This window comes from Flavobacterium sp. UBA6195 (genome assembly GCF_002422095.1).
Lineage (GTDB): Bacteria > Bacteroidota > Bacteroidia > Flavobacteriales > Flavobacteriaceae > Flavobacterium.
Genome location: NZ_DITB01000054.1, coordinates 283 through 19,268 on the forward strand (window position 1 = coordinate 283; position 18,986 = coordinate 19,268).

20 protein-coding genes are annotated in these 18,986 nt (G+C 33.4%); 11 read left to right on the forward strand and 9 right to left on the reverse strand.

Translation table 11 applies throughout. The features are described 5' to 3' along the window. From B4I81_RS04265 to B4I81_RS04290, 6 genes are all read left to right on the forward strand, one after another. A partial coding sequence (locus B4I81_RS04265) for an ATP-dependent metallopeptidase FtsH/Yme1/Tma family protein (protein ID WP_291108043.1) occupies positions 1–1,067 on the forward strand: 1,067 nt, incomplete at its 5' end. A 105-nt stretch (positions 1,068–1,172) separates the two neighbouring features. Beyond that, positions 1,173–1,778: an LUD domain-containing protein gene (locus B4I81_RS04270; protein WP_291108046.1), complete on the forward strand. Its 606-nt coding sequence runs from the start codon at positions 1,173–1,175 to the stop codon at positions 1,776–1,778. 2 nt (positions 1,779–1,780) lie between these two features. Then, a complete protein-coding gene (locus tag B4I81_RS04275; RefSeq protein WP_291108050.1) occupies positions 1,781–2,587 on the forward strand; it encodes a phosphatidate cytidylyltransferase in 807 nt (268 codons plus the stop codon). Further along, on the forward strand, positions 2,577–3,230 hold the full coding sequence (locus B4I81_RS04280) for a phosphatidylserine decarboxylase family protein (protein WP_291108054.1): 654 nt from the start codon (positions 2,577–2,579) through the stop codon (positions 3,228–3,230). The genes B4I81_RS04275 and B4I81_RS04280 overlap by 11 nt, the downstream gene beginning before the upstream one ends. Positions 3,231–3,233: 3 nt before the next feature. Then, positions 3,234–3,515 (forward strand): acyl-CoA-binding protein, encoded by a 282-nt coding sequence (locus tag B4I81_RS04285; protein WP_291108057.1) that lies wholly within the window; start codon positions 3,234–3,236, stop codon positions 3,513–3,515. 12 nt (positions 3,516–3,527) lie between these two features. Continuing rightward, positions 3,528–4,301 carry a superoxide dismutase gene (locus tag B4I81_RS04290; protein WP_291108060.1) on the forward strand — a complete coding sequence of 258 codons (774 nt, stop codon included), beginning with the start codon at positions 3,528–3,530 and terminating at the stop codon, positions 4,299–4,301. Positions 4,302–4,667: 366 nt separating this feature from the next. Here the strand turns inward: B4I81_RS04290 and B4I81_RS04295 are convergent, their stop codons facing one another. Then, positions 4,668–5,543 carry a winged helix-turn-helix domain-containing protein gene (locus tag B4I81_RS04295; RefSeq protein ID WP_291108063.1) on the reverse strand — a complete coding sequence of 292 codons (876 nt, stop codon included), beginning with the start codon at positions 5,541–5,543 and terminating at the stop codon, positions 4,668–4,670. Between the two features lie 108 nt (positions 5,544–5,651). On the opposite strand from B4I81_RS04295, the gene B4I81_RS04300 reads away from it, so the two are divergent. Further along, complete coding sequence (locus B4I81_RS04300) at positions 5,652–6,212, forward strand: hypothetical protein (RefSeq protein ID WP_291108065.1); 561 nt, start codon at positions 5,652–5,654, stop codon at positions 6,210–6,212. A gap of 54 nt (positions 6,213–6,266) precedes the next feature. On the opposite strand, the gene B4I81_RS04305 is transcribed toward B4I81_RS04300, so the two are convergent. Then, positions 6,267–8,453: a glutamine synthetase III gene (locus tag B4I81_RS04305; RefSeq protein ID WP_291108068.1), complete on the reverse strand. Its 2,187-nt coding sequence runs from the start codon at positions 8,451–8,453 to the stop codon at positions 6,267–6,269. 122 nt (positions 8,454–8,575) lie between these two features. Between B4I81_RS04305 and B4I81_RS04310 the strand changes: the two genes are divergently transcribed. After that, the gene (locus B4I81_RS04310) at positions 8,576–9,139 is read left to right on the forward strand and encodes a DUF1543 domain-containing protein (RefSeq protein WP_291108071.1); all 564 of its coding nucleotides are present in this window, start codon (positions 8,576–8,578) and stop codon (positions 9,137–9,139) included. A gap of 37 nt (positions 9,140–9,176) precedes the next feature. Here the strand turns inward: B4I81_RS04310 and B4I81_RS04315 are convergent, their stop codons facing one another. After that, positions 9,177–9,695: a hypothetical protein gene (locus B4I81_RS04315; protein ID WP_291108073.1), complete on the reverse strand. Its 519-nt coding sequence runs from the start codon at positions 9,693–9,695 to the stop codon at positions 9,177–9,179. Between the two features lie 106 nt (positions 9,696–9,801). On the opposite strand from B4I81_RS04315, the gene B4I81_RS04320 reads away from it, so the two are divergent. Both B4I81_RS04320 and B4I81_RS04325 read left to right on the forward strand, forming a co-directional pair. Further along, a complete protein-coding gene (locus B4I81_RS04320) occupies positions 9,802–9,942 on the forward strand; it encodes a hypothetical protein (RefSeq protein WP_291108076.1) in 141 nt (46 codons plus the stop codon). A gap of 3 nt (positions 9,943–9,945) precedes the next feature. Next, complete coding sequence (locus tag B4I81_RS04325; RefSeq protein WP_291108079.1) at positions 9,946–10,317, forward strand: YchJ family protein; 372 nt, start codon at positions 9,946–9,948, stop codon at positions 10,315–10,317. On the opposite strand, the gene B4I81_RS04330 is transcribed toward B4I81_RS04325, so the two are convergent. The 6 genes from B4I81_RS04330 to prfA form a co-directional block, all read right to left on the reverse strand. Then, positions 10,314–10,790: a GyrI-like domain-containing protein gene (locus B4I81_RS04330; RefSeq protein ID WP_291108082.1), complete on the reverse strand. Its 477-nt coding sequence runs from the start codon at positions 10,788–10,790 to the stop codon at positions 10,314–10,316. The two genes, B4I81_RS04325 and B4I81_RS04330, sit on opposite strands and share 4 nt — an antisense overlap. Positions 10,791–10,846: 56 nt before the next feature. Further along, on the reverse strand, positions 10,847–14,272 hold the full coding sequence (locus B4I81_RS04335) for a methylmalonyl-CoA mutase family protein (RefSeq protein WP_291108084.1): 3,426 nt from the start codon (positions 14,270–14,272) through the stop codon (positions 10,847–10,849). Between the two features lie 433 nt (positions 14,273–14,705). Next, entirely contained in the window at positions 14,706–15,488 is a 783-nt protein-coding gene (locus B4I81_RS04340) for an alpha/beta fold hydrolase (RefSeq protein ID WP_291108087.1), read from the reverse strand. A gap of 58 nt (positions 15,489–15,546) precedes the next feature. Beyond that, positions 15,547–16,335: an ABC transporter substrate-binding protein gene (locus B4I81_RS04345; RefSeq protein ID WP_291108090.1), complete on the reverse strand. Its 789-nt coding sequence runs from the start codon at positions 16,333–16,335 to the stop codon at positions 15,547–15,549. Between the two features lie 18 nt (positions 16,336–16,353). Continuing rightward, positions 16,354–17,178, reverse strand: coding sequence for an orotidine-5'-phosphate decarboxylase (gene pyrF, locus B4I81_RS04350; protein WP_291108093.1), 825 nt, complete (start codon positions 17,176–17,178; stop codon positions 16,354–16,356). Between the two features lie 81 nt (positions 17,179–17,259). Further along, on the reverse strand, positions 17,260–18,333 hold the full coding sequence (prfA, locus tag B4I81_RS04355; RefSeq protein ID WP_291108096.1) for a peptide chain release factor 1: 1,074 nt from the start codon (positions 18,331–18,333) through the stop codon (positions 17,260–17,262). A gap of 187 nt (positions 18,334–18,520) precedes the next feature. Between prfA and B4I81_RS04360 the strand changes: the two genes are divergently transcribed. Further along, the coding region (locus tag B4I81_RS04360) for a Plug domain-containing protein (RefSeq protein WP_291108099.1) at positions 18,521–18,986 on the forward strand (466 nt) is incomplete at its 3' end.

Sequence of the window (18,986 nt, forward strand, 5' to 3'; positions counted from 1 at the left end):
TAGGTAGAGCACGTGGAAAAAACAACATGACAGGCGCTAATGATGAAAGAGAAAACACTTTAAATCAGTTATTAACAGAAATGGATGGTTTTGGAACCAATTCAAACGTAATTGTTTTAGCTGCCACCAACCGTGCCGATGTTTTAGACAAAGCATTATTACGTGCCGGTCGTTTTGACAGACAAATCTACGTGGATTTACCAGACATTAGAGAACGTAAAGAAATTTTTGAAGTACATTTAAAACCTTTGAAAAAATCAGAGGAATTAGATACCGAATTTTTAGCAAAACAAACTCCAGGATTCTCAGGTGCTGATATTGCGAATGTTTGTAACGAAGCAGCATTAATTGCAGCTCGTAAAGACAAAAAAGCGGTAGACAAACAAGACTTCTTAGATGCTGTAGATAGAATTGTAGGAGGTTTAGAAAAGAAAAACAAAATAGTAACTCCTGATGAAAAACGCGCTATCGCAATTCACGAAGCAGGTCACGCAACTGTAAGTTGGATGTTAGAACACGCTGCACCATTAGTAAAAGTAACAATTGTTCCTCGTGGACAAAGTTTAGGTGCTGCTTGGTATTTACCTGAAGAAAGACTGATTGTACGCCCAGAACAAATGTTAGACGAAATGTGTGCTACTATGGGTGGCCGTGCTGCTGAGAAAGTAATTTTTAATAAAATTTCAACCGGAGCTTTAAGCGATTTAGAGAAAGTTACACGTCAAGCAAGAGCAATGGTAACGATTTATGGATTGAATGATAAGCTTGGAAACATCACCTATTACGATTCAACAGGACAATCTGACTATAATTTTTCGAAACCATATTCTGAAGAAACAGCAAAAGTTATCGATACTGAAATTTCGAAATTGATTGAAGAACAGTATAACAGAGCGATTCATCTTTTAGAAACCAATAAAGAAAAATTAGTCCAATTAGCTGATATTCTTATTGAAAAAGAGGTAATTTTTAAAGATGATTTAGAAAATATATTCGGAAAAAGACCTTTTGATAAAGAATCCAATATAACTCCTGAAATTTCAATAGATAATACTGTTTCAGAATAAGTAACTTATCAACAAAATAATATTAATAAAAATCTTAGTTCTTTAGGTTTAGAACTAAGATTTTTTTTATCTTTGATTTTCACAGTTTAAACCTGCTAAAGATACATGAGTCTTTTTAGAAAATTTTTTGGCACACCATCGGAAGAGGAAGGCAATGACAAAAAACAAGAAATCAAGAGTCCTTACACTCCTGATTCTTCTTTACCAATCGATGAACAATTTACTTTCAATTTCAAAGGAAATGGAGGTAAATTTATTTATTGTGAAAATTTAAATGAAATTGCCGAGAATTTTGAAAACATATTAGCAGAGAATGATTGGTTTGAGTGTAATGCTCAATGTTTTGACAATCGATTACTTTACTTACTTGACGACAATAAATTAACATACAACGATTCTACTAATCCCTTATTTTTTCTTTCTTCATGTGAAAATTTAATTGCTGATGAAGGTTCAATTTTATTCTCATCCTATCAATTAAAGCATTTCAAACCGAATGAACTGCCTACAAACATGATTGTTTTTGCTACCACTAGCCAAATTGTGAATAGTAAAAGTGATGGTTTGAGAAGAATAAAAAGTACACACGAAAAAAATTATCCCTCAAATATTACAACCATAAAATACTTTGAAGAAGTAAAAGAACAAGATTTTTTACACTATGGTAGTTGTCACAAAAATCTTTACTTACTTCTTTTAGAAGATTTATAATAATGAACGAAACGCTAAAAAGAGCATTATCTGGAGCCGTTTATGTTGTATTACTTTTAGGCTGCATTTCTTATTCTAGAGAGGGTTTAGCAATTCTTTTTGGTGCCTTTTTAGTGATTGGAGTTTACGAATTTTGTAAAATGTGTGGATTAAACTTTTACTTAAGTATTCCCATTGCAGCTAGTTCCTACTTCATCTTTTGGAATAAAAATTCAGATATCTATTTAAATACTGCTTTAACTGCTATTTCTATTGTAACTTCTATCAAATTATTACTTTATTTATTCAATGCGAACAAGTCTAATTTTAAAATTTACACGAGATATTTTCTTTTGTTTGGCTATGTAATTCTTCCTTTTATATTAGCAAATTATGTTGCAATGGGAATTAAAGGCTACAATCCTAAAATTTTAATTTCTATCATCGTTTTAATTTGGACAAACGACACATTCGCATACTTAGTTGGAAAAAACATAGGTAAAAACAAACTTTTCCCAAGTGTTTCTCCTAAAAAAACAATTGAAGGTTTTGTAGGTGGATTAGTATTTACTGTAATCGTTGGAGCTTTGCTAGCTAATTATTACATGATGGCATCCGCACTTTACATTTGGATTGTTATTGCTGCAATTGTTAGTATTTTCAGCACATTAGGTGATTTAATCGAATCAAAATTAAAACGAGTTGCTGGCATAAAAGACACCGGAAATATAATGCCTGGTCACGGAGGTATACTAGATCGACTAGATAGTATTATATTTGTAATTCCTTTTATTAATTTATTTTATTTAATTTTATACTATGTTTCATAAAGAAGGCGCTAAAATCATTCTAATTACCCTACTATTAGTTGTTGGGATTATTTTCTTAACTGATGCATTTGTTTCAATAAATTGGTTACGAACTGCTTTATATTTGTTTGCTTTGGTAATTTTAATTTTGGTTTTACAGTTTTTCAGAAACCCAACTCGTGTTGCAGACAATAGTGACAATCATATTTTAGCTCCTGTTGATGGAAAAGTGGTGGTAATTGAAGAAGTTTTTGAACCTGAATATTTCAAAGATAAACGTTTGATGGTTTCTATCTTCATGTCGCCTATCAACGTTCACGTTACGCGTTATTGCGTAAACGGAATTGTAAAATACAGCAAATATCACCCTGGAAAATACTTAGTAGCTTGGCATCCAAAAGCAAGTGAAGAAAATGAAAGAACTACTGTTGTTATTAATAACAGAATATATGGCGAAATATTATATCGTCAAATTGCAGGTGCTTTAGCAAGACGAATTGTAAATTATGCTCAAGAAGGCATGCGAGTTGTTCAAGGCAAAGATGCTGGATTCATTAAATTTGGTTCAAGAGTAGATATTTATTTACCATTAGGAACAGAAATTAACGTAAAATTAGGTGATAAAGCTATCGGAAATAAAACTATTATTAGTAAAAAGGCATAGATAATGAGCGAAAAGGATTTAAATACATTATTTGATGAAGCATTTGCTAATGCGCAATTGATTCCACAAGAATCAGTGCCTCACGATGTGCAATTGATATTGTATGGTTTGTACAAACAAGCTACTTCCGAAACGACCAACTCACTATTATTTCAAAACCCACAAGATATCATAAATGCTTTCAAACTTAACGCTTGGATGCAAGTAAAACATTTAACTGTTACGGAAGCTAAAAGCGAATATATTCGAATTATAAACGAATTATTAAAAGAACGAAATCTATAAATAACTACTATCATGAAAAAGTCTTTGTTGTGGATAGCTTGTGTATCGCTAATGATAACAAGTTGTAAAAAAGAAAACGATCTCGTTGAAGTAAAAATTCCAGATCCTGAAGTAGAAACTAAAATTTCGGCTCTAGGAAACCCTGCAGATGTTAAAGTTACTGAAGGCGGTATTTTCCAAATGCGAGGATTAAAATATACTTATGATGAATTAGAACCTCATATTGATGGTCGTACTATGGAAATCCACTATTCAAAACATCATTTAGGTTACGCAAACAAACTAAACAAAGCCGTAATTGGAACCGATTTAGAACTAAAAACCGTTGAAGATATTCTAAAAAACTTAGACGTAAACAATAAAGAAATCCGAAATAATGCTGGTGGCTACTACAACCACAATTTGTTTTTCGAAATATTAAATCCAAAAGGTGGTGGCACTCCAAAAGGCGCTTTAGCAGAAGCTATTACTGCCGAAATGGGTTCGTTTGACAATTTACAAAAACAACTTACCGATGCTGCATCAGGACAATTTGGAAGTGGATGGGCATGGCTAGTAGTTACTCGTGATGGGAAATTAGCCGTGACTAGCACCGCTAATCAAGATAATCCACTAATGCCAAACGCTGAAGTTAGAGGTACTCCTATTTTAGCCATTGATGTTTGGGAACACGCTTACTACTTACACTATCAAAACAAACGTAATGAATATTTAACCTCTATTTTCAACGTAATTGATTGGAATGTAGTAAATGCTAAATATGAAACCGCAATTAGTAAAATTTAATAATATTACTTTTAAATTTTTAACGTCTAGCTTTTGCTAGACTTTTTTTTCTGAAAAGCTGAAAAAAAAATGCATTTTAGTAAAAATATGCAGAAAAACTACAGCAAGCATTCCAATAAAACCTCTTAATTTTGACCTATCTAAATTTAAATGCTTTCAAAACTGCATTCCTTACTTAAGTTTTGAAATGTTAGTGGTAATTTAAGGGGTTAAAGTATGTCACTAACAATCTTTGCAACGATGAAAAATTGATTGCAAAAAACAAAGTACTAAAATTTGATAATTTAGGGGTAAATTATCCTAGTTAGTACAACAAAAAATCCCAATCTTTCGATTGGGATTTCTTTTTCTAAAAACGCAATATTTTTATTCTCTAATCTCAAGCTTATACCCTTTTCCGCGAACCACTACAATATTAATATTAGGATCAAGTTCTAGTTTTTTTCTGAGTTTTGAGATGAACATGTCTAAACTGCGTCCTACAATAACGCCTTCGTCTTCCCAAATTTCTTTTTGGAGTCGACTTCTTTCTATTGTTTCGTTTGGCGATGAGGCAAAAATGAGCAATAAACGTGTTTCGGTTGCTGTTAGATCTATTGTTTCGCTATTAATTTCTAGTTGACGCTTTTGTACATCAAACACCACTGAACCAAAAGTAAACAACTTATTATCAATTTTAGGCAATTGTTTCTTAGGTTTTAATTTCCAAAAAACAAATCCAATAAATAGTAAAAACGCTAATCCTACTAAATAATATTTATAATTTGTTGTAACTACATCACTTGGTTTAAATTTGATATTTATCTTATAACAAGCAATAGGTTGTTTTCTTCCCACACAAGCTAAAATATCTTCTTTCTTGTTTTTGGAAATAGCATATCCATAAGCAACACTCGAATTATCACAATTAATTACATTTACAACATAATCAGTTACATAATAATCTTTAGCTAATAAACGTTGGGTAGTATTTACTAACGAATCGGTTACAAATGAAAATTCTTTCTCAAAACTAATTTGGTATTCATTTTCAGCTATCTTTTTTATTGGAGGCACTCTCGATGTACTATCTCTCGATTGCAAAAGTACTTCATGTCCAATTCTACGCAATAAAACTTCTCTTCTGGAAAGATCAAAATCGTTAGCATTATTAACAAAGAAAACCAATGAAATTAACACCAGTAATAGCAATGCAATTATATATTTAATTTTCCCAAAAAGGAGTTTTTGTCTACTATTCATAGTGTCAATTAATTATTTACAAAGTTTACATTTTTATTTACAATCCCAATCGTTCTAACAAAAAATTATGAATGTAAATTCGTGTAATCAATTTAAAAAGTGAAAATTATGAAAAAAACAATTTATGTTCTAATCTTTTCATTGGTTGTGATAAGTGGATTTGTATTTAGCTTTTCAACTTTTGCCAATAGCTCAGATGCTAATAGTGAAATTGAAATCGACACTAAAATTTCTTCAAAACCGTTATACAATTTAGAGAAAAGAAAAAAATGGGAAGCTTCACCAGATGGTATAAAATTTAATGATTGGAAAAACTCGCCAGAAGGTAAAAAAGTACAAGGTAGTTATGACAAAATAAAAAAAGAAATAGAAGCGTATGCTGAAATGGAAGCTGTGGTTACATCGGTAACTTTTCAACTTCCAACTACAAATCCGTCTAGTCCAAAATGGTTAGTTGTGAAAATTAATGACGAAGATTACATGATGCAATTTATACCTGAGGATTTTCAGAAATTGAATAGCCTAAAAGTTAACGACAAAATAATTATCAAAAGCCGAAGCGCTGGTTTTTCCAATAATCATCCTTATTTGATTTTATCAAGCAATTATATTGAACACAATAATACGGTGCTTTTTGAACGCGATTTGAGTAAGAATGATGGTTGTTAAGAATTGAGAAACAATAAAAAAATCCCAATCTTTCGATTGGGATTTCTATTTTAATTACTTCGTAAATAACAATTCTCTGTATTTTGTTAGTGTCCAAAGTTCGTCGTCTACTAACAATTCTAATTTGTCAGCGTGGTAACGAATTTCTTCGAAGTATGGTTTTACTTTATCGCAATAAGCGTCGGCCATTTTTTCTGTGCTAGTTAAGGCGTTTGCTTTTTTACGTTCTTCTGTCATTTTTTCTACTTTCGTATTAATCCCTTCGATGTGTTCTGAAATTTCTTTGATTAATGAAATTTGCTCTTTTGCAATTTTCTCAAAGTCTTTTCCAAAGATTTCTTTTAATCCTTTTACGTTTTCAATTAACACATTTTGGTAACGAATAGCCGTTGGAACTACATGATTACGAGCGATATCACCTAAAACTCGACCTTCGATTTGGATTTTTTTCACGTATTCTTCTAATTCAATTTCGTAACGTGATTCTACCTCTACATGATTCATTACGCCCATTTCTCCAAACAACTCAATTGCTTTTTTAGAAACTTTTGCTTTTAATGCTTTTGGAGTTGTTTTATGATTGCTTAATCCACGTTTTTTAGCTTCTTTTTCCCAAGCTTCGCTATAACCATCGCCTTCAAAAAGGATAGTTTTCGTTTGCTTGATATATTCTCTTAAAACATTAAAAATCGCTTCGTCTTTCTTTAAATCTTTTTTCTCAATTAAAGCATCCACTTCAATTTTGAAATCTTTTAATTGTTTTGCCACAATTGTATTTAAAGTCGTCATTGAAACGGCACAGTTTGCAGAAGAACCAACTGCTCTGAACTCAAATTTATTTCCTGTAAAAGCAAATGGAGAAGTTCTGTTTCTATCGGTATTGTCTAATAAAACGTCTGGTAATTTACCAACTACGTTTAATTTTAAATCCGTCTTTTCTTCTGGTGATAATTTCCCTTGAGAAACACCTTCTAACTCAGCCAACACTTTAGTTAATTGTTGTCCGATGAAAACCGAAATAATTGCTGGTGGCGCCTCGTTAGCTCCTAAACGGTGGTCGTTGCTTGCTGATGCAATCGAAGCTCTTAACAATTCTTCATAATCATGAACCGCTTTAATCGTATTTATAAAAAAAGTCAAGAATTGTAAGTTACTCATTGGCGTTTTTCCTGGAGATAATAAGTTAATTCCAGTATCTGTTGCTAATGACCAGTTATTATGTTTACCAGAACCATTAACTCCTTTGAATGGCTTTTCGTGGAATAATACCTTAAAATCGTGACGTTCAGCCACTTTTTGCATTACATCCATTAATAATGAGTTGTGGTCAACCGCTAAATTCGTTTCTTCAAAGATTGGTGCTAACTCAAATTGATTTGGTGCAACCTCATTATGACGAGTTTTAACTGGAATTCCCAACAACATACATTCGTTTTCTAAATCACGCATATACGTTAAAACTCTGGTAGGAATCGAACCAAAATAATGGTCGTCTAATTGTTGTCCTTTTGCAGCAGTGTGACCTAACAAAGTTCTTCCTGTTGCTAACAAATCAGGTCTTGACGCAGCTAAAGCACTATCCACCAAGAAATATTCTTGTTCCCAACCTAAAGTTGGTGTTACTCTTTTTACGTTTTTATCGAAGTATTTTGCAACCTCAATAGCTGCCAAATCTACTGCTTGTAACGCTCTTAATAAAGGGGTTTTGTTATCTAATGCTTCTCCAGTATACGATACGAAAACCGTTGGAATACATAAAGTAGTTCCGAAAATAAATGCTGGAGATGTTGGATCCCAAGCGGTATATCCTCTTGCTTCAAACGTATTACGAATTCCTCCATTTGGAAAAGAAGACGCATCCGGTTCTTGTTGTACCAATTGACTTCCACCGAATTTTTCTACTGGATCACTTCCATCAGGAAATGTTTCAAAGAAAGCATCGTGCTTTTCCGCAGTGGTTCCGGTTAAAGGTTGGAACCAGTGCGTGTAATGAGTTACTCCTTTAGATAATGCCCACTCTTTCATTCCCAATGCAATATAATCGGCAATTTTTCGGTCGATTTTTACTCCTTCAGCAGCAGCTTTAACGGCTTTGTAAGCCTCTGGGGTTAAAAACTGTCGCATTGCTTTATCTCCAAAAACATTACTACCAAAAATAGCTGATTTTCTGTCCAATTCCTCTACGTGAACTGGTTTTCTGTCGGTTGCCTTTCTTAAAGCTTGAAAACGAAATGTTGACATAAGTTGTGTGTGTTTAAAGTTATACCCTTGAAAAGTTATGCAAATATATAATTTTTTTATATTTTTTTATAAATACACCCCTATTTTTTAGGGGTAAAAAATTTTTTTAGTACTTTTACATTATGAAAACATCTAATTTATACATGATAATGCTAGGTTGCACCCCAAAAGGTCGTTTTACCGAACAACACGATATCTTTTTTGGTATTGGAAATGGTTTGAAAGAATTAATTCCATACATGAAAGATTTTTGGCCTGAAGCTAAAGGAAGAATCCATATCGATGCTTGGCAAAAAGTAACTTCTGTTGATGGATTTGCTATTGAAATAGTTTCAAATAAGGAAAAATTAGAACAAGAAGAGCAATTATTTTTTTTAAACTTAGGCGGATATAAAGAAGGAGAATTTGAAGAATATCATTATAAAGTATTAGCAGTTGCTAAAACAAAAGCCGAAGCCATTAAGAAAGCCAAACAAACTACTTTCTATAAACATTATGGTTTCAAAGGAGCCGAATCACATATTGATGATAAATATGGAGTTGATGTTGATGATATTCACAATATTGAAGATATTCTTTTGGATAAATTCAAATCGAAGTATCGTTTGAAAATAACAAAAACCAATGTAATTTCAGAAGATGAAAAGCACATTGGTTATTTAAAATTGGATAAAATATTGGCATAAAAAAGAGCTATCGGATTGGATAGCTCTTATGTTTTATTTACATTTCAATCTTAGTTACTTTAGCAGAATCTAAATTAAAATGTTCTTTTACTGAATTATAATCTTCAAAGTCAAATTTACCAGAAGATGATTTGTTATTCTCGTAAGCCGGAATGACTACTACTCTGAACACTTGATCTAATCTATTCCCATTGGGTAATCCTGGTAAATCATATCCAAATAAACTTACTTGTGCATCATATCGAGTAAAATCATTTCTATATCCAAAATCCAGAGTACCGTCATCAAAATAATAGGTTTCTGGTAATAATTTCCAAACATCTCCATCAGCACCATAATCCACTAAACGATAAACCAAAACCATGTCAGTTGTATAAGTGGCGTGTGGATATGCTAATAAAGCCGAATATCCATTTGCATAAGTTAAGTCAACATTAGTATATTCAAAAACTTCACTTATAGTATCACTATCATAATCATCTCGAACTTCATTAACTGTACAACTTTGAAGTGTTATCATCCCGATAAAAGCTATCAATAAAGTAATTTTCTTCATAATCTTTGAGTTTTAAATTATTTCCTATTTAATCATAACCAATTGTTGTGCCAAAAATTTATCATACTTTATTTTCGTATCTTTGAAACTTCAAAAAAGCTTGTAAATGGGAAGAAATAATCCAAAAAATATTAAAGCGCATAACGATAAATTACACAAAGAACAGGCAAAAGAAAAAGCTAAAAAGAATGCTCGTGCCGAAAAATTGAAAGAGATTACTAGAATGTTCAATGAATCTAAACAATAATTTATGCCGAATTGTTATTGCGGAAATTCTATTCCTTTTCAAGACTGTTGCGAACCTTATATTAAAGGAATTGATAATGCTCCAACAGCAGAAAAATTAATGCGGTCTCGTTACAGCGCTTTTGCATCAGGTGCCGCTGATTATTTGGCAAACACTACTCATATTTCTAAAAGACGCTACCACAACAAAAAAGAGATTTTAGCTTGGAGTAAAGCCAACAAATGGTTAAAACTAGAAGTTTTAGCTTCAACTGAAACCACAGTAACTTTCAAAGCTTATTATTTGGATGAAAATTTAAAAGCACAAGTCCACTATGAACATTCTACTTTTAAATTCGAAAATAATAAATGGTTTTATGTGGATGGAGAATATTAAATTCTCTTTTTGATTGGAATCCAAATTTCCTCTTCAGAATCAGGAGCGTTATTTTTGTATTTTTCTCCTAAAATTTCAAATTGAGGACGATTATCTAATTCATATTCGGAATTTGGCAGCCAAAATCCAAAAATATAACCAAAAGTTTCTCTTGCTTTTGAAGCATCTCCAATATGATTGAAAACAGCATACAAACCTTCCTCAACAATTAATGACTGCATTCCTTCGGGAAGAAAATCAAAATCTGATACAGGAACCACAGCCCATTTTACAAATTCGGTTTGTGGGTTGAAATCGAAATTTTCAGGGTTGATTTGAATGTTAAATAAATCTTTGCCAATCGCATTTCGAATTTCATTTCTTCTAGGCATAAAACTACTCCATAACTCAAAAGCACGATAATCAGTATAAGTAAATGAAAGATTTTTACCTATAAATTTTGTCTCGGGAAATATTTTAATGGTTGGTTTCATGCTTCAAAAATAAAAAAATCTTTCATTTCTGAAAGGTTTTTTATAAGATATTCAAATTACATATTTCTTCTATACTGACCACCAACCTCAAATAATGCACTGGTGATTTGTCCTAACGAACACACCTTCGCAGCATCCATCAATTTTTCAAAAATGTTCTGATTTTGAATCGCTGCTTCTTGAATTATATTGATTTGGTTTTCAACTTCTTTGGCTTTAGCTTGATGTAAATTCTCTAATGTTTGGATTTGGAATTGCTTCTCCTCTTCTGTTGCACGAATTACTTCAGCTGGAATCACTGTTGGCGAACCTTTTGAACTTAAGAACGTATTCACACCAATGATTGGGAATTCTCCAGTATGTTTCAAAGTTTCGTAATACAACGATTCCTCTTGAATTTTACTTCTTTGGTACATGGTTTCCATTGCACCTAAAACTCCACCTCTTTCGGTAATTCTATCAAATTCAGCTAAAACTGCTTCTTCTACCAAATCAGTTAATTCTTCAATAATGAACGAACCTTGAATTGGATTTTCGTTTTTCGCTAAACCCAATTCTTTATTGATAATCAACTGAATTGCCATTGCTCTACGCACAGATTCTTCTGTTGGAGTGGTAATCGCCTCATCATAAGCATTGGTATGCAACGAATTACAGTTATCGTAAATGGCATATAACGCTTGTAAAGTCGTACGAATATCATTGAAGTCAATTTCTTGAGCATGTAAAGAACGTCCGGAAGTTTGAATGTGATATTTCAACATTTGTGCTCTTTCGTTGGCTCCGTATTTGTTTTTCATGGCTTTTGCCCAAATTTTACGAGCCACACGACCGATTACTGCATATTCAGGGTCGATTCCGTTTGAGAAAAAGAATGATAAATTTGGACCGAAGTCGTTGATGTTCATTCCTCTACTTAAATAATATTCTACATAAGTAAATCCATTCGCTAACGTAAACGCTAACTGCGTGATTGGATTGGCTCCCGCTTCCGCAATGTGATAACCTGAAATCGAAACCGAATAGAAGTTACGAACATTTTGCTTGATGAAATACTCTTGAACGTCCCCCATCAAACGAAGAGCAAACTCCGTAGAGAAAATACAAGTATTTTGCGCTTGATCTTCTTTTAAGATATCGGCTTGAACTGTTCCACGAACTTGCGCTAACGTTTTCACTTTGATATCTTGGTATACATCCGCTGGTAACACTTGGTCTCCCGTTACTCCTAAAAGCAACAATCCTAAACCATTGTTTCCTTCTGGTAATTCTCCGTTATATCTTGGACGCTCTAAACCTTTATCGTCGTATAATTCTTTTTTCTTTTTCTCAACCTCTGCTTCTAAACCGTGTTCTTTGATGTATTTCTCACAGTTTTGATCGATAGCAGCGTTCATAAAGAAACCTAACAACATTGGCGCTGGACCATTAATTGTCATAGAAACTGAAGTCGCTGGGTGACTCAAATCGAAACCTGAGTATAATTTTTTAGCATCATCTAAACAACAAATAGAAACTCCTGCATTACCAATTTTCCCATAAATATCGGGTCTATGGTCTGGGTCATTTCCGTATAAGGTAACTGAGTCGAAAGCAGTTGATAATCGTTTTGCCGGCATTCCCAAAGAAACATAATGGAAACGACGATTGGTTCTTTCTGGACCTCCTTCTCCTGCAAACATACGCGTTGGATCTTCTCCTTCACGTTTGAATGGATATAATCCTGATGCGAATGGGAATTCTCCTGGTACGTTTTCTTGTAAATTCCATTTTAAGATATCGCCCCAAGCTTGGTATTTTGGTAAGGCAACTTTTGGAATTTGAGAATGCGATAACGATTCGGTATGCGTTTCAATTTTGATTTCTTTGTCACGAACTTTAAACGAATAGACTGGATTTTTGTATTTGTTTACTTTTTCTTCCCAAGTTAAAAGAATCTCCCAATTGTATGGGTCTAAATTCATTTTTACTCGGTCGAATTCTTTTAATAATAAGCCTAAGAAATCTTTGTTGCTATCATTTACTTTTAACGAACTTTCAATAATTCCTGCTTTATCAATTTGTGGTAAATTTCCGTTAACTGATTCAATCGTTTTGAAAATTCCGTATAACTTTTGAGCTACTTCTACTTGTGTTAAAGCAGTTTCGTCATATTTTCTGTTGTTTTCAGCAATTTCAGACAAATAACGTGTTCTGTGAGGCGGAATTACGAAGATTTTCTCACTCATTTCACGTGTAATTTCGAAAGTCGATTTTAAATCCGCTCCTGTTTTGGCTACAATCTTATCCATGATAGATTTGTAAAGTGTATTCATCCCAGGATCGTTGAATTGTGATGCAATCGTTCCGAAAATTGGCATCTTATCCGTATCCACATCCCAAAGATTGTGGTTACGTTGGTATTGCTTTTTTACATCGCGAATCGCATCTAAAGCGCCACGTTTGTCGAATTTATTTAACGCTACTAAATCCGCAAAATCCAACATATCGATTTTTTCCAACTGAGTTGCCGCTCCAAATTCCGGTGTCATTACATATAACGAAACATCAGAATGTTCTAAAATTTCGGTATCTGATTGACCAATTCCTGAAGTTTCTAAAATGATTAAATCATATTTAGCCGCTTTCAACACTTGAATCGCTTCTGCTACATATTTCGATAACGCTAAATTCGATTGACGAGTCGCTAACGAACGCATATAAACACGAGAATTATTAATCGCATTCATACGAATTCTATCACCTAATAAAGCACCGCCTGTTTTACGTTTTGATGGGTCAACTGAAATTAATCCGATAGTTTTTTCGGGGAAATCAATTAAAAAACGACGCACTAATTCGTCTACTAACGAAGATTTTCCTGCACCACCCGTTCCTGTGATTCCTAAAACTGGGATTTTTGATGTTTCATTCTTTTGGTGAATTTCATCAAAAACCGATTTTGCAATTTCTGGAAAATTCTCAGCTGCAGAAATTAATCTTGCAATTGCCGTTGGATTTTTCTCTTCAATATGCGACAATTCTCCAGTAAGTTTATCACCAATTGGATAATCAGAACGTTGCACTAAATCGTTAATCATCCCTTGTAATCCCATGGCACGACCATCATCTGGAGAATAAATTCTTTCGATTCCGTATTCGTGTAATTCTGAAATTTCAGAAGGTAAAATTACACCTCCACCTCCACCAAATATTTTGATGTGACCTGCTCCTTTTTCCTTAAGCAAATCGTACATATATTTGAAATATTCGTTATGACCTCCTTGGTAAGATGTCAATGCAATCGCATTAGCATCTTCTTGGATAGCCGTATTTACTACTTCTTCCACACTTCTATCATGTCCAAGGTGAATTACCTCAACACCCGTAGCTTGAATAATTCTACGCATGATATTAATGGCTGCATCATGTCCATCAAAAAGTGACGCTGCGGTCACAATTCTTACTTTATTTTTAGGAATATAAGGAGTTTGTAGTTCCATATGTAATTTTTGTTCGTTTTAAAGGGTGCAATTTACGAATTTAATAATTTTATTTCATTCAAAATTTTGAATTAATTACAAATAAAACAATAGTATTTTAATTTGTATTTTACTACTAATAGAAATTACTTTCTAATACAAAATTTAGAAAAAATACGAATCAAAACGCTTTTCATAAATCAAAATATAAAAAGAATGCTTTTTGTAATTTAATATTTAGTAAAAAACTTTTTCGTAAAAATTTAATAATCAATAACATAAGAATAACATAACCTTAACATTAGAATTCAAAAAAAGGTAAGATATTTGCAAAGTAATAAGAGAAAAATTCTCATTTAGTTAGGGTTAGTTTAGAAAAAATCACTCCGATGCAAATCGGAGTTTTTTGTTTTTATATTGATTTTTTACTAATGAAACTATTGTATAAATCAACCTACTTTCTTTTCAAATACCCAATCACCGTTTCATTAAAAACAACCGGTTGTTCTACATTCACCACATGTCCACAGTTTTGTATGATGAAAAGTTCAGCTGTTTTAACGTGATTGGCAACTACTTGCTTTACGGAAGGTAAAAACATATAATCTTCTTCGCCCATGACGTAAAGTGTTGGGATATTCAGTTCTTTTTGACGGAACCAACGTAAAACTGGGTTAATTTCAGCCGTAAGTTTGAACCATTTGATGAATTCTTTTTGGTACAATTTCTTCGCTTCGTTAATGAACAACAAACGCGATTGTTTGTGATTCTTTTTCGGCATAATCACAAAGGCAAAAAACTTGTACAATACCAAATACGGTAAGACATATTTAAACATATTTCCCAATCGCATTAAGACTTGTGAACGGAAATTCATCTTTAAAATGGCACCACCTAAAATCATGCTTTTTACGCGTTCAGGATGCATTTCTGCTAATTGGCGAATAACGATGGAACCTAAAGAAATCCCAACAAAATGGGAAGATTCAATCTTTAAAAAATCGATTACCTCTACAATGTCTTCGGCAATGGCTTTAAATGTGTATTGTTGCTTGAATGCCGATTTCAATTGGTCTTTTGAATTTCCATGACCGCGCAAATCCAACAACAATACATTAAAATGCTTCTGAAAATCGCGAATTTGCTTGAACCATATAGACGAACTTCCTCCTGCTCCATGAACAAAAGTCACCCATTCGGTACTGGTTTCGTTTTTATAAATTGTGTAGGAAATCAAATGTTTCAATTTTTGTCAAATGTACTGTTTTTTAAACAACTACATGGTTGAACAAATTTTAAATTTTAGCATGCACTAATTTGAAATAATCAAAGGCTTTCAACAAGCGACTGCCGTACCAAGAAAACATTTCGCCATCGACAAAAACAGTTTTGGCATGATGTGTAAAACGTCCAATTTCAAACGCATGTTCGTCTTTGAACGGAAATGGTTCGGAAGACAAAAACACATAATCAGGATCGCCTTCTAAACGAATTTTCTTCAACTCGATTTCGGGATAACGTCCTTCTTTGTTGGCGTAAATATTTTCGAAATGATTCAGTTTTAGTAATTCATTTATAAACGTATGATTTCCCGCTACCATGTGAGGATTGGCCCAAATAAAATAAGCCGCTTTTTTAATCGGTTTATCTTTGATAAATTTTTGAAAATCTTGATATGCAAAATTGATTTTATCTACCCATTTTCGAGCTTCCGTGCGTTTATTGAAGAGTTGACCGAAATCTTGTATCATTTGTAGATTATCTTCAATCGTAAGAATATCGGTCACCCAAACGGGACAAATTTGGGATAATTCTTCTACGATTTCTTTGGTGTTTTCCTCTTTATTGCAAATGATAATATCAGGCTGAAGTGCTTTTATTTTATCGAATTTGATTGTTTTCGTTCCACCAACAATCGTCTTTGTAGCTTTAAAATGAAACGGATGCACACAGAATTTAGTAATTCCAACAATGTTATCTTCCAAACCTAAATCGTATAACAATTCGGTTTGCGAAGGCACTAACGAAATGATTCGTAAAGGTGTTTTTTCGAAAGTGTGTTGGGTTCCTAATTGGTCTTGCATGGGTTCAACATTCAAAATTTACCCTAAAATTTCTTCCATTTCCTGTTGCAACTTCAACGCTTCTTCCCTAGCCTTTTCAGCGAAATCCACTCCGTTTGAAGCGTAAATAATCCCTCTAGAAGAATTGATTAACAAGCCAACATTAGCATTCATGCCGTACTTACAAACCTCAGCTAAACTTCCGCCTTGAGCGCCAACTCCTGGCACTAATAAGAAACTATCAGGAACTATTTTTCTAATTTCAGTAAAATATTCGGCTTTGGTTGCACCCACTACATACATCAAATTATGCGCGTTTTTCCATGATTTTGAAGTTTCCAAAACTACTTTATACAATTCCTTTCCTCCCGAAGTTTCGGGATCATTTTGCGTTTGGAAATCGAAAGCACCTTCGTTTGAAGTTAACGCCAACATAATCGTGTGCTTATTCTCAAAAGCCAAAAACGGCTCTACCGAATCTTTTCCCATATAAGGAGCAACAGTTACCGAATCAAAATCTAAATCGTTGAAAAAAGCACGTGCATACATGGAAGACGTATTGCCAATATCGCCACGTTTCGCATCGGCAATAGTGAAAATTACAGGGTATTTCTCGTTGATGTAATTGATTGTTTTTTCTAACGATTGCCAGCCTTTGATTCCGTAAGCTTCGTAAAAAGCAGTATTCGGTTTGTAGGAAACACATAAATCGTGAGTCGCATCGATAATGGCTTTGTTGAACTCGAAAATTGGATCTTCGGTTTGTAGTAAATGTTCTGGGATTTTATTCAAATCGACATCCAAACCTATACAAAGAAATGATTTTTTAGTTCGGATTTGGGTAATTAGTTGTTCAGTAGTCATTGTGTTGTTGTTTGAACGCAAATTTGCGAAATATTTTTGATTTTGACCATAAAAAAAGCCTCAATAAATGAGGCTTATATTTTAGAAAACTTCGCTTTCTTTTAGTTTTTCGGTGTTGGCTACTAATTGTAATTCTTCAATCATTTTGTGAAGATTTCCATTCATGAAACCATCTAAATCGAAGATACTTAACCCAATTCTATGATCGGTAATTCTACCTTGTGCATAGTTATAAGTACGAATTTTAGCCGAACGGTCACCCGAACTTACTTGAGAATTACGTTTTTTCGCATCTTTCTCTTGTTTTTTGGCCAATTCCATTTCATACAAACGCGAACGTAAAACCGTTAACGCTTTATCTTTGTTTTTATGTTGCGATTTCTCGTCCTGACATTGCGCTACCAATCCTGTTGGAATGTGCGTCATACGAACCGCCGATTTCGTAGTATTTACCGACTGACCTCCAGGACCAGACGAACAGAAAAAGTCGATACGAACGTCGTTCATGTCGATTTGCACATCAAATTCCTCTGCTTCTGGTAACACCATTACGGTTGCTGCTGAAGTGTGAACACGTCCTTGCGTTTCCGTTTGTGGAACACGTTGTACACGGTGCACTCCTGCTTCGTATTTTAAAGTTCCGTATACATCTTCTCCTGTAACTTCAAAAATTACCTCTTTGAAACCTCCAGAAGTTCCTTCACTTACATCTACTACAGATGTTCTCCAACCTTTAGAATCACAATATTTGGTGTACATACGGTACAAATCTCCAGCAAAGATAGAAGCTTCATCTCCACCCGTACCTGCTCGAATTTCTACCATAACGTTTTTCGCATCTTCTGGATCTTTTGGAATCAACATGAATTTGATTTCCTCTTCTAATTGAGGCAAACGCTCTTTAGCTTCATCCAATTGCATTTTAGCCATTTCTACCATTTCGGCATCGGAACCATCTGCAATAATTTCGTTGGCTTCTTTAATATTTCCGTCAAGATTAATGTACTCTTCACGTTTATCTACTAAAGCTTTAAGGTCTTTATATTCTTTATTTAATTGTACATAACGCTTTTGATCGGCAATAACATCAGGCTGAATAATCAAATCTGATACTTCGTCAAAACGTTGTTTTACATATTGTAATCTATCTAACATAGCTGTTATTTATTTAGGAGTGCAAAGTTACACTTTTAGTTGAAAGTTTAAAAATTTCCGTCTTTAAAAGTTGTATTCCTGAAAATCAAATCCTTAAAATTTTTATTTAAAATAAATCTAAATAAACTTTGCGAATTCATTTTGACTTCATACATTTGCATCGTTATTTTAATTAAATCTAAATAAGATGTATAAAACCATTTTTAAAACCATAGTCATATTGTCTTCCCTACAGGCAATGGCACAAGAACATAATAATGACATTAGCGACAATTTTTTTACGGAAAATGATACTGTGAAAAAATTAAAAGAAGTCATTATAGAAGCTAAAAACAATCCCTCTAAATCTTCCGTAAACAGAGCTGGAATCAAAGAAAAAGATTTACCTCAAGCCATCCAAGTTATTGGAACAGAAATCATCCAACAACAACAATCCATTCGTTTGAGCGATGTAGTTAAAAACGCTAACGGTGTTTATGTGGGTTCGGCTCGTGGTGGCGCACAAGAATCGTTTTGGTCTAGAGGCTATGACATGTCGGCAAACAATATGTTTAAAAATGGATTCCGTTTTAATGGCGGTTCCATTCCAGAAGTTTCATCATTAGAAAAAGTAGAAATTTTAAAAGGGAGCGCTGCTTTATTATATGGAAATG

Excerpts from the sequence above, each read along its gene's own strand:
- B4I81_RS04325 (WP_291108079.1), top strand. The coding sequence starts at position 9,946 with ATGCCGAATTGTTATTGCGGAAATTCTATTCCTTTTCAAGACTGTTGC.
- B4I81_RS04280 (WP_291108054.1), top strand. The coding sequence starts at position 2,577 with ATGTTTCATAAAGAAGGCGCTAAAATCATTCTAATTACCCTACTATTA.
- B4I81_RS04295 (WP_291108063.1), bottom strand. The coding sequence starts at position 5,543 with ATGAATAGTAGACAAAAACTCCTTTTTGGGAAAATTAAATATATAATT.
- B4I81_RS04320 (WP_291108076.1), top strand. The coding sequence starts at position 9,802 with ATGGGAAGAAATAATCCAAAAAATATTAAAGCGCATAACGATAAATTA.
- B4I81_RS04290 (WP_291108060.1), top strand. The coding sequence starts at position 3,528 with ATGAAAAAGTCTTTGTTGTGGATAGCTTGTGTATCGCTAATGATAACA.
- pyrF (WP_291108093.1), bottom strand. The coding sequence starts at position 17,178 with ATGACTACTGAACAACTAATTACCCAAATCCGAACTAAAAAATCATTT.
- prfA (WP_291108096.1), bottom strand. The coding sequence starts at position 18,333 with ATGTTAGATAGATTACAATATGTAAAACAACGTTTTGACGAAGTATCA.
- B4I81_RS04305 (WP_291108068.1), bottom strand. The coding sequence starts at position 8,453 with ATGTCAACATTTCGTTTTCAAGCTTTAAGAAAGGCAACCGACAGAAAA.
- B4I81_RS04335 (WP_291108084.1), bottom strand. The coding sequence starts at position 14,272 with ATGGAACTACAAACTCCTTATATTCCTAAAAATAAAGTAAGAATTGTG.
- B4I81_RS04275 (WP_291108050.1), top strand. The coding sequence starts at position 1,781 with ATGAACGAAACGCTAAAAAGAGCATTATCTGGAGCCGTTTATGTTGTA.
- B4I81_RS04345 (WP_291108090.1), bottom strand. The coding sequence starts at position 16,335 with ATGCAAGACCAATTAGGAACCCAACACACTTTCGAAAAAACACCTTTA.
- B4I81_RS04315 (WP_291108073.1), bottom strand. The coding sequence starts at position 9,695 with ATGAAGAAAATTACTTTATTGATAGCTTTTATCGGGATGATAACACTT.
- B4I81_RS04330 (WP_291108082.1), bottom strand. The coding sequence starts at position 10,790 with ATGAAACCAACCATTAAAATATTTCCCGAGACAAAATTTATAGGTAAA.
- B4I81_RS04270 (WP_291108046.1), top strand. The coding sequence starts at position 1,173 with ATGAGTCTTTTTAGAAAATTTTTTGGCACACCATCGGAAGAGGAAGGC.
- B4I81_RS04310 (WP_291108071.1), top strand. The coding sequence starts at position 8,576 with ATGAAAACATCTAATTTATACATGATAATGCTAGGTTGCACCCCAAAA.
- B4I81_RS04300 (WP_291108065.1), top strand. The coding sequence starts at position 5,652 with ATGAAAAAAACAATTTATGTTCTAATCTTTTCATTGGTTGTGATAAGT.
- B4I81_RS04285 (WP_291108057.1), top strand. The coding sequence starts at position 3,234 with ATGAGCGAAAAGGATTTAAATACATTATTTGATGAAGCATTTGCTAAT.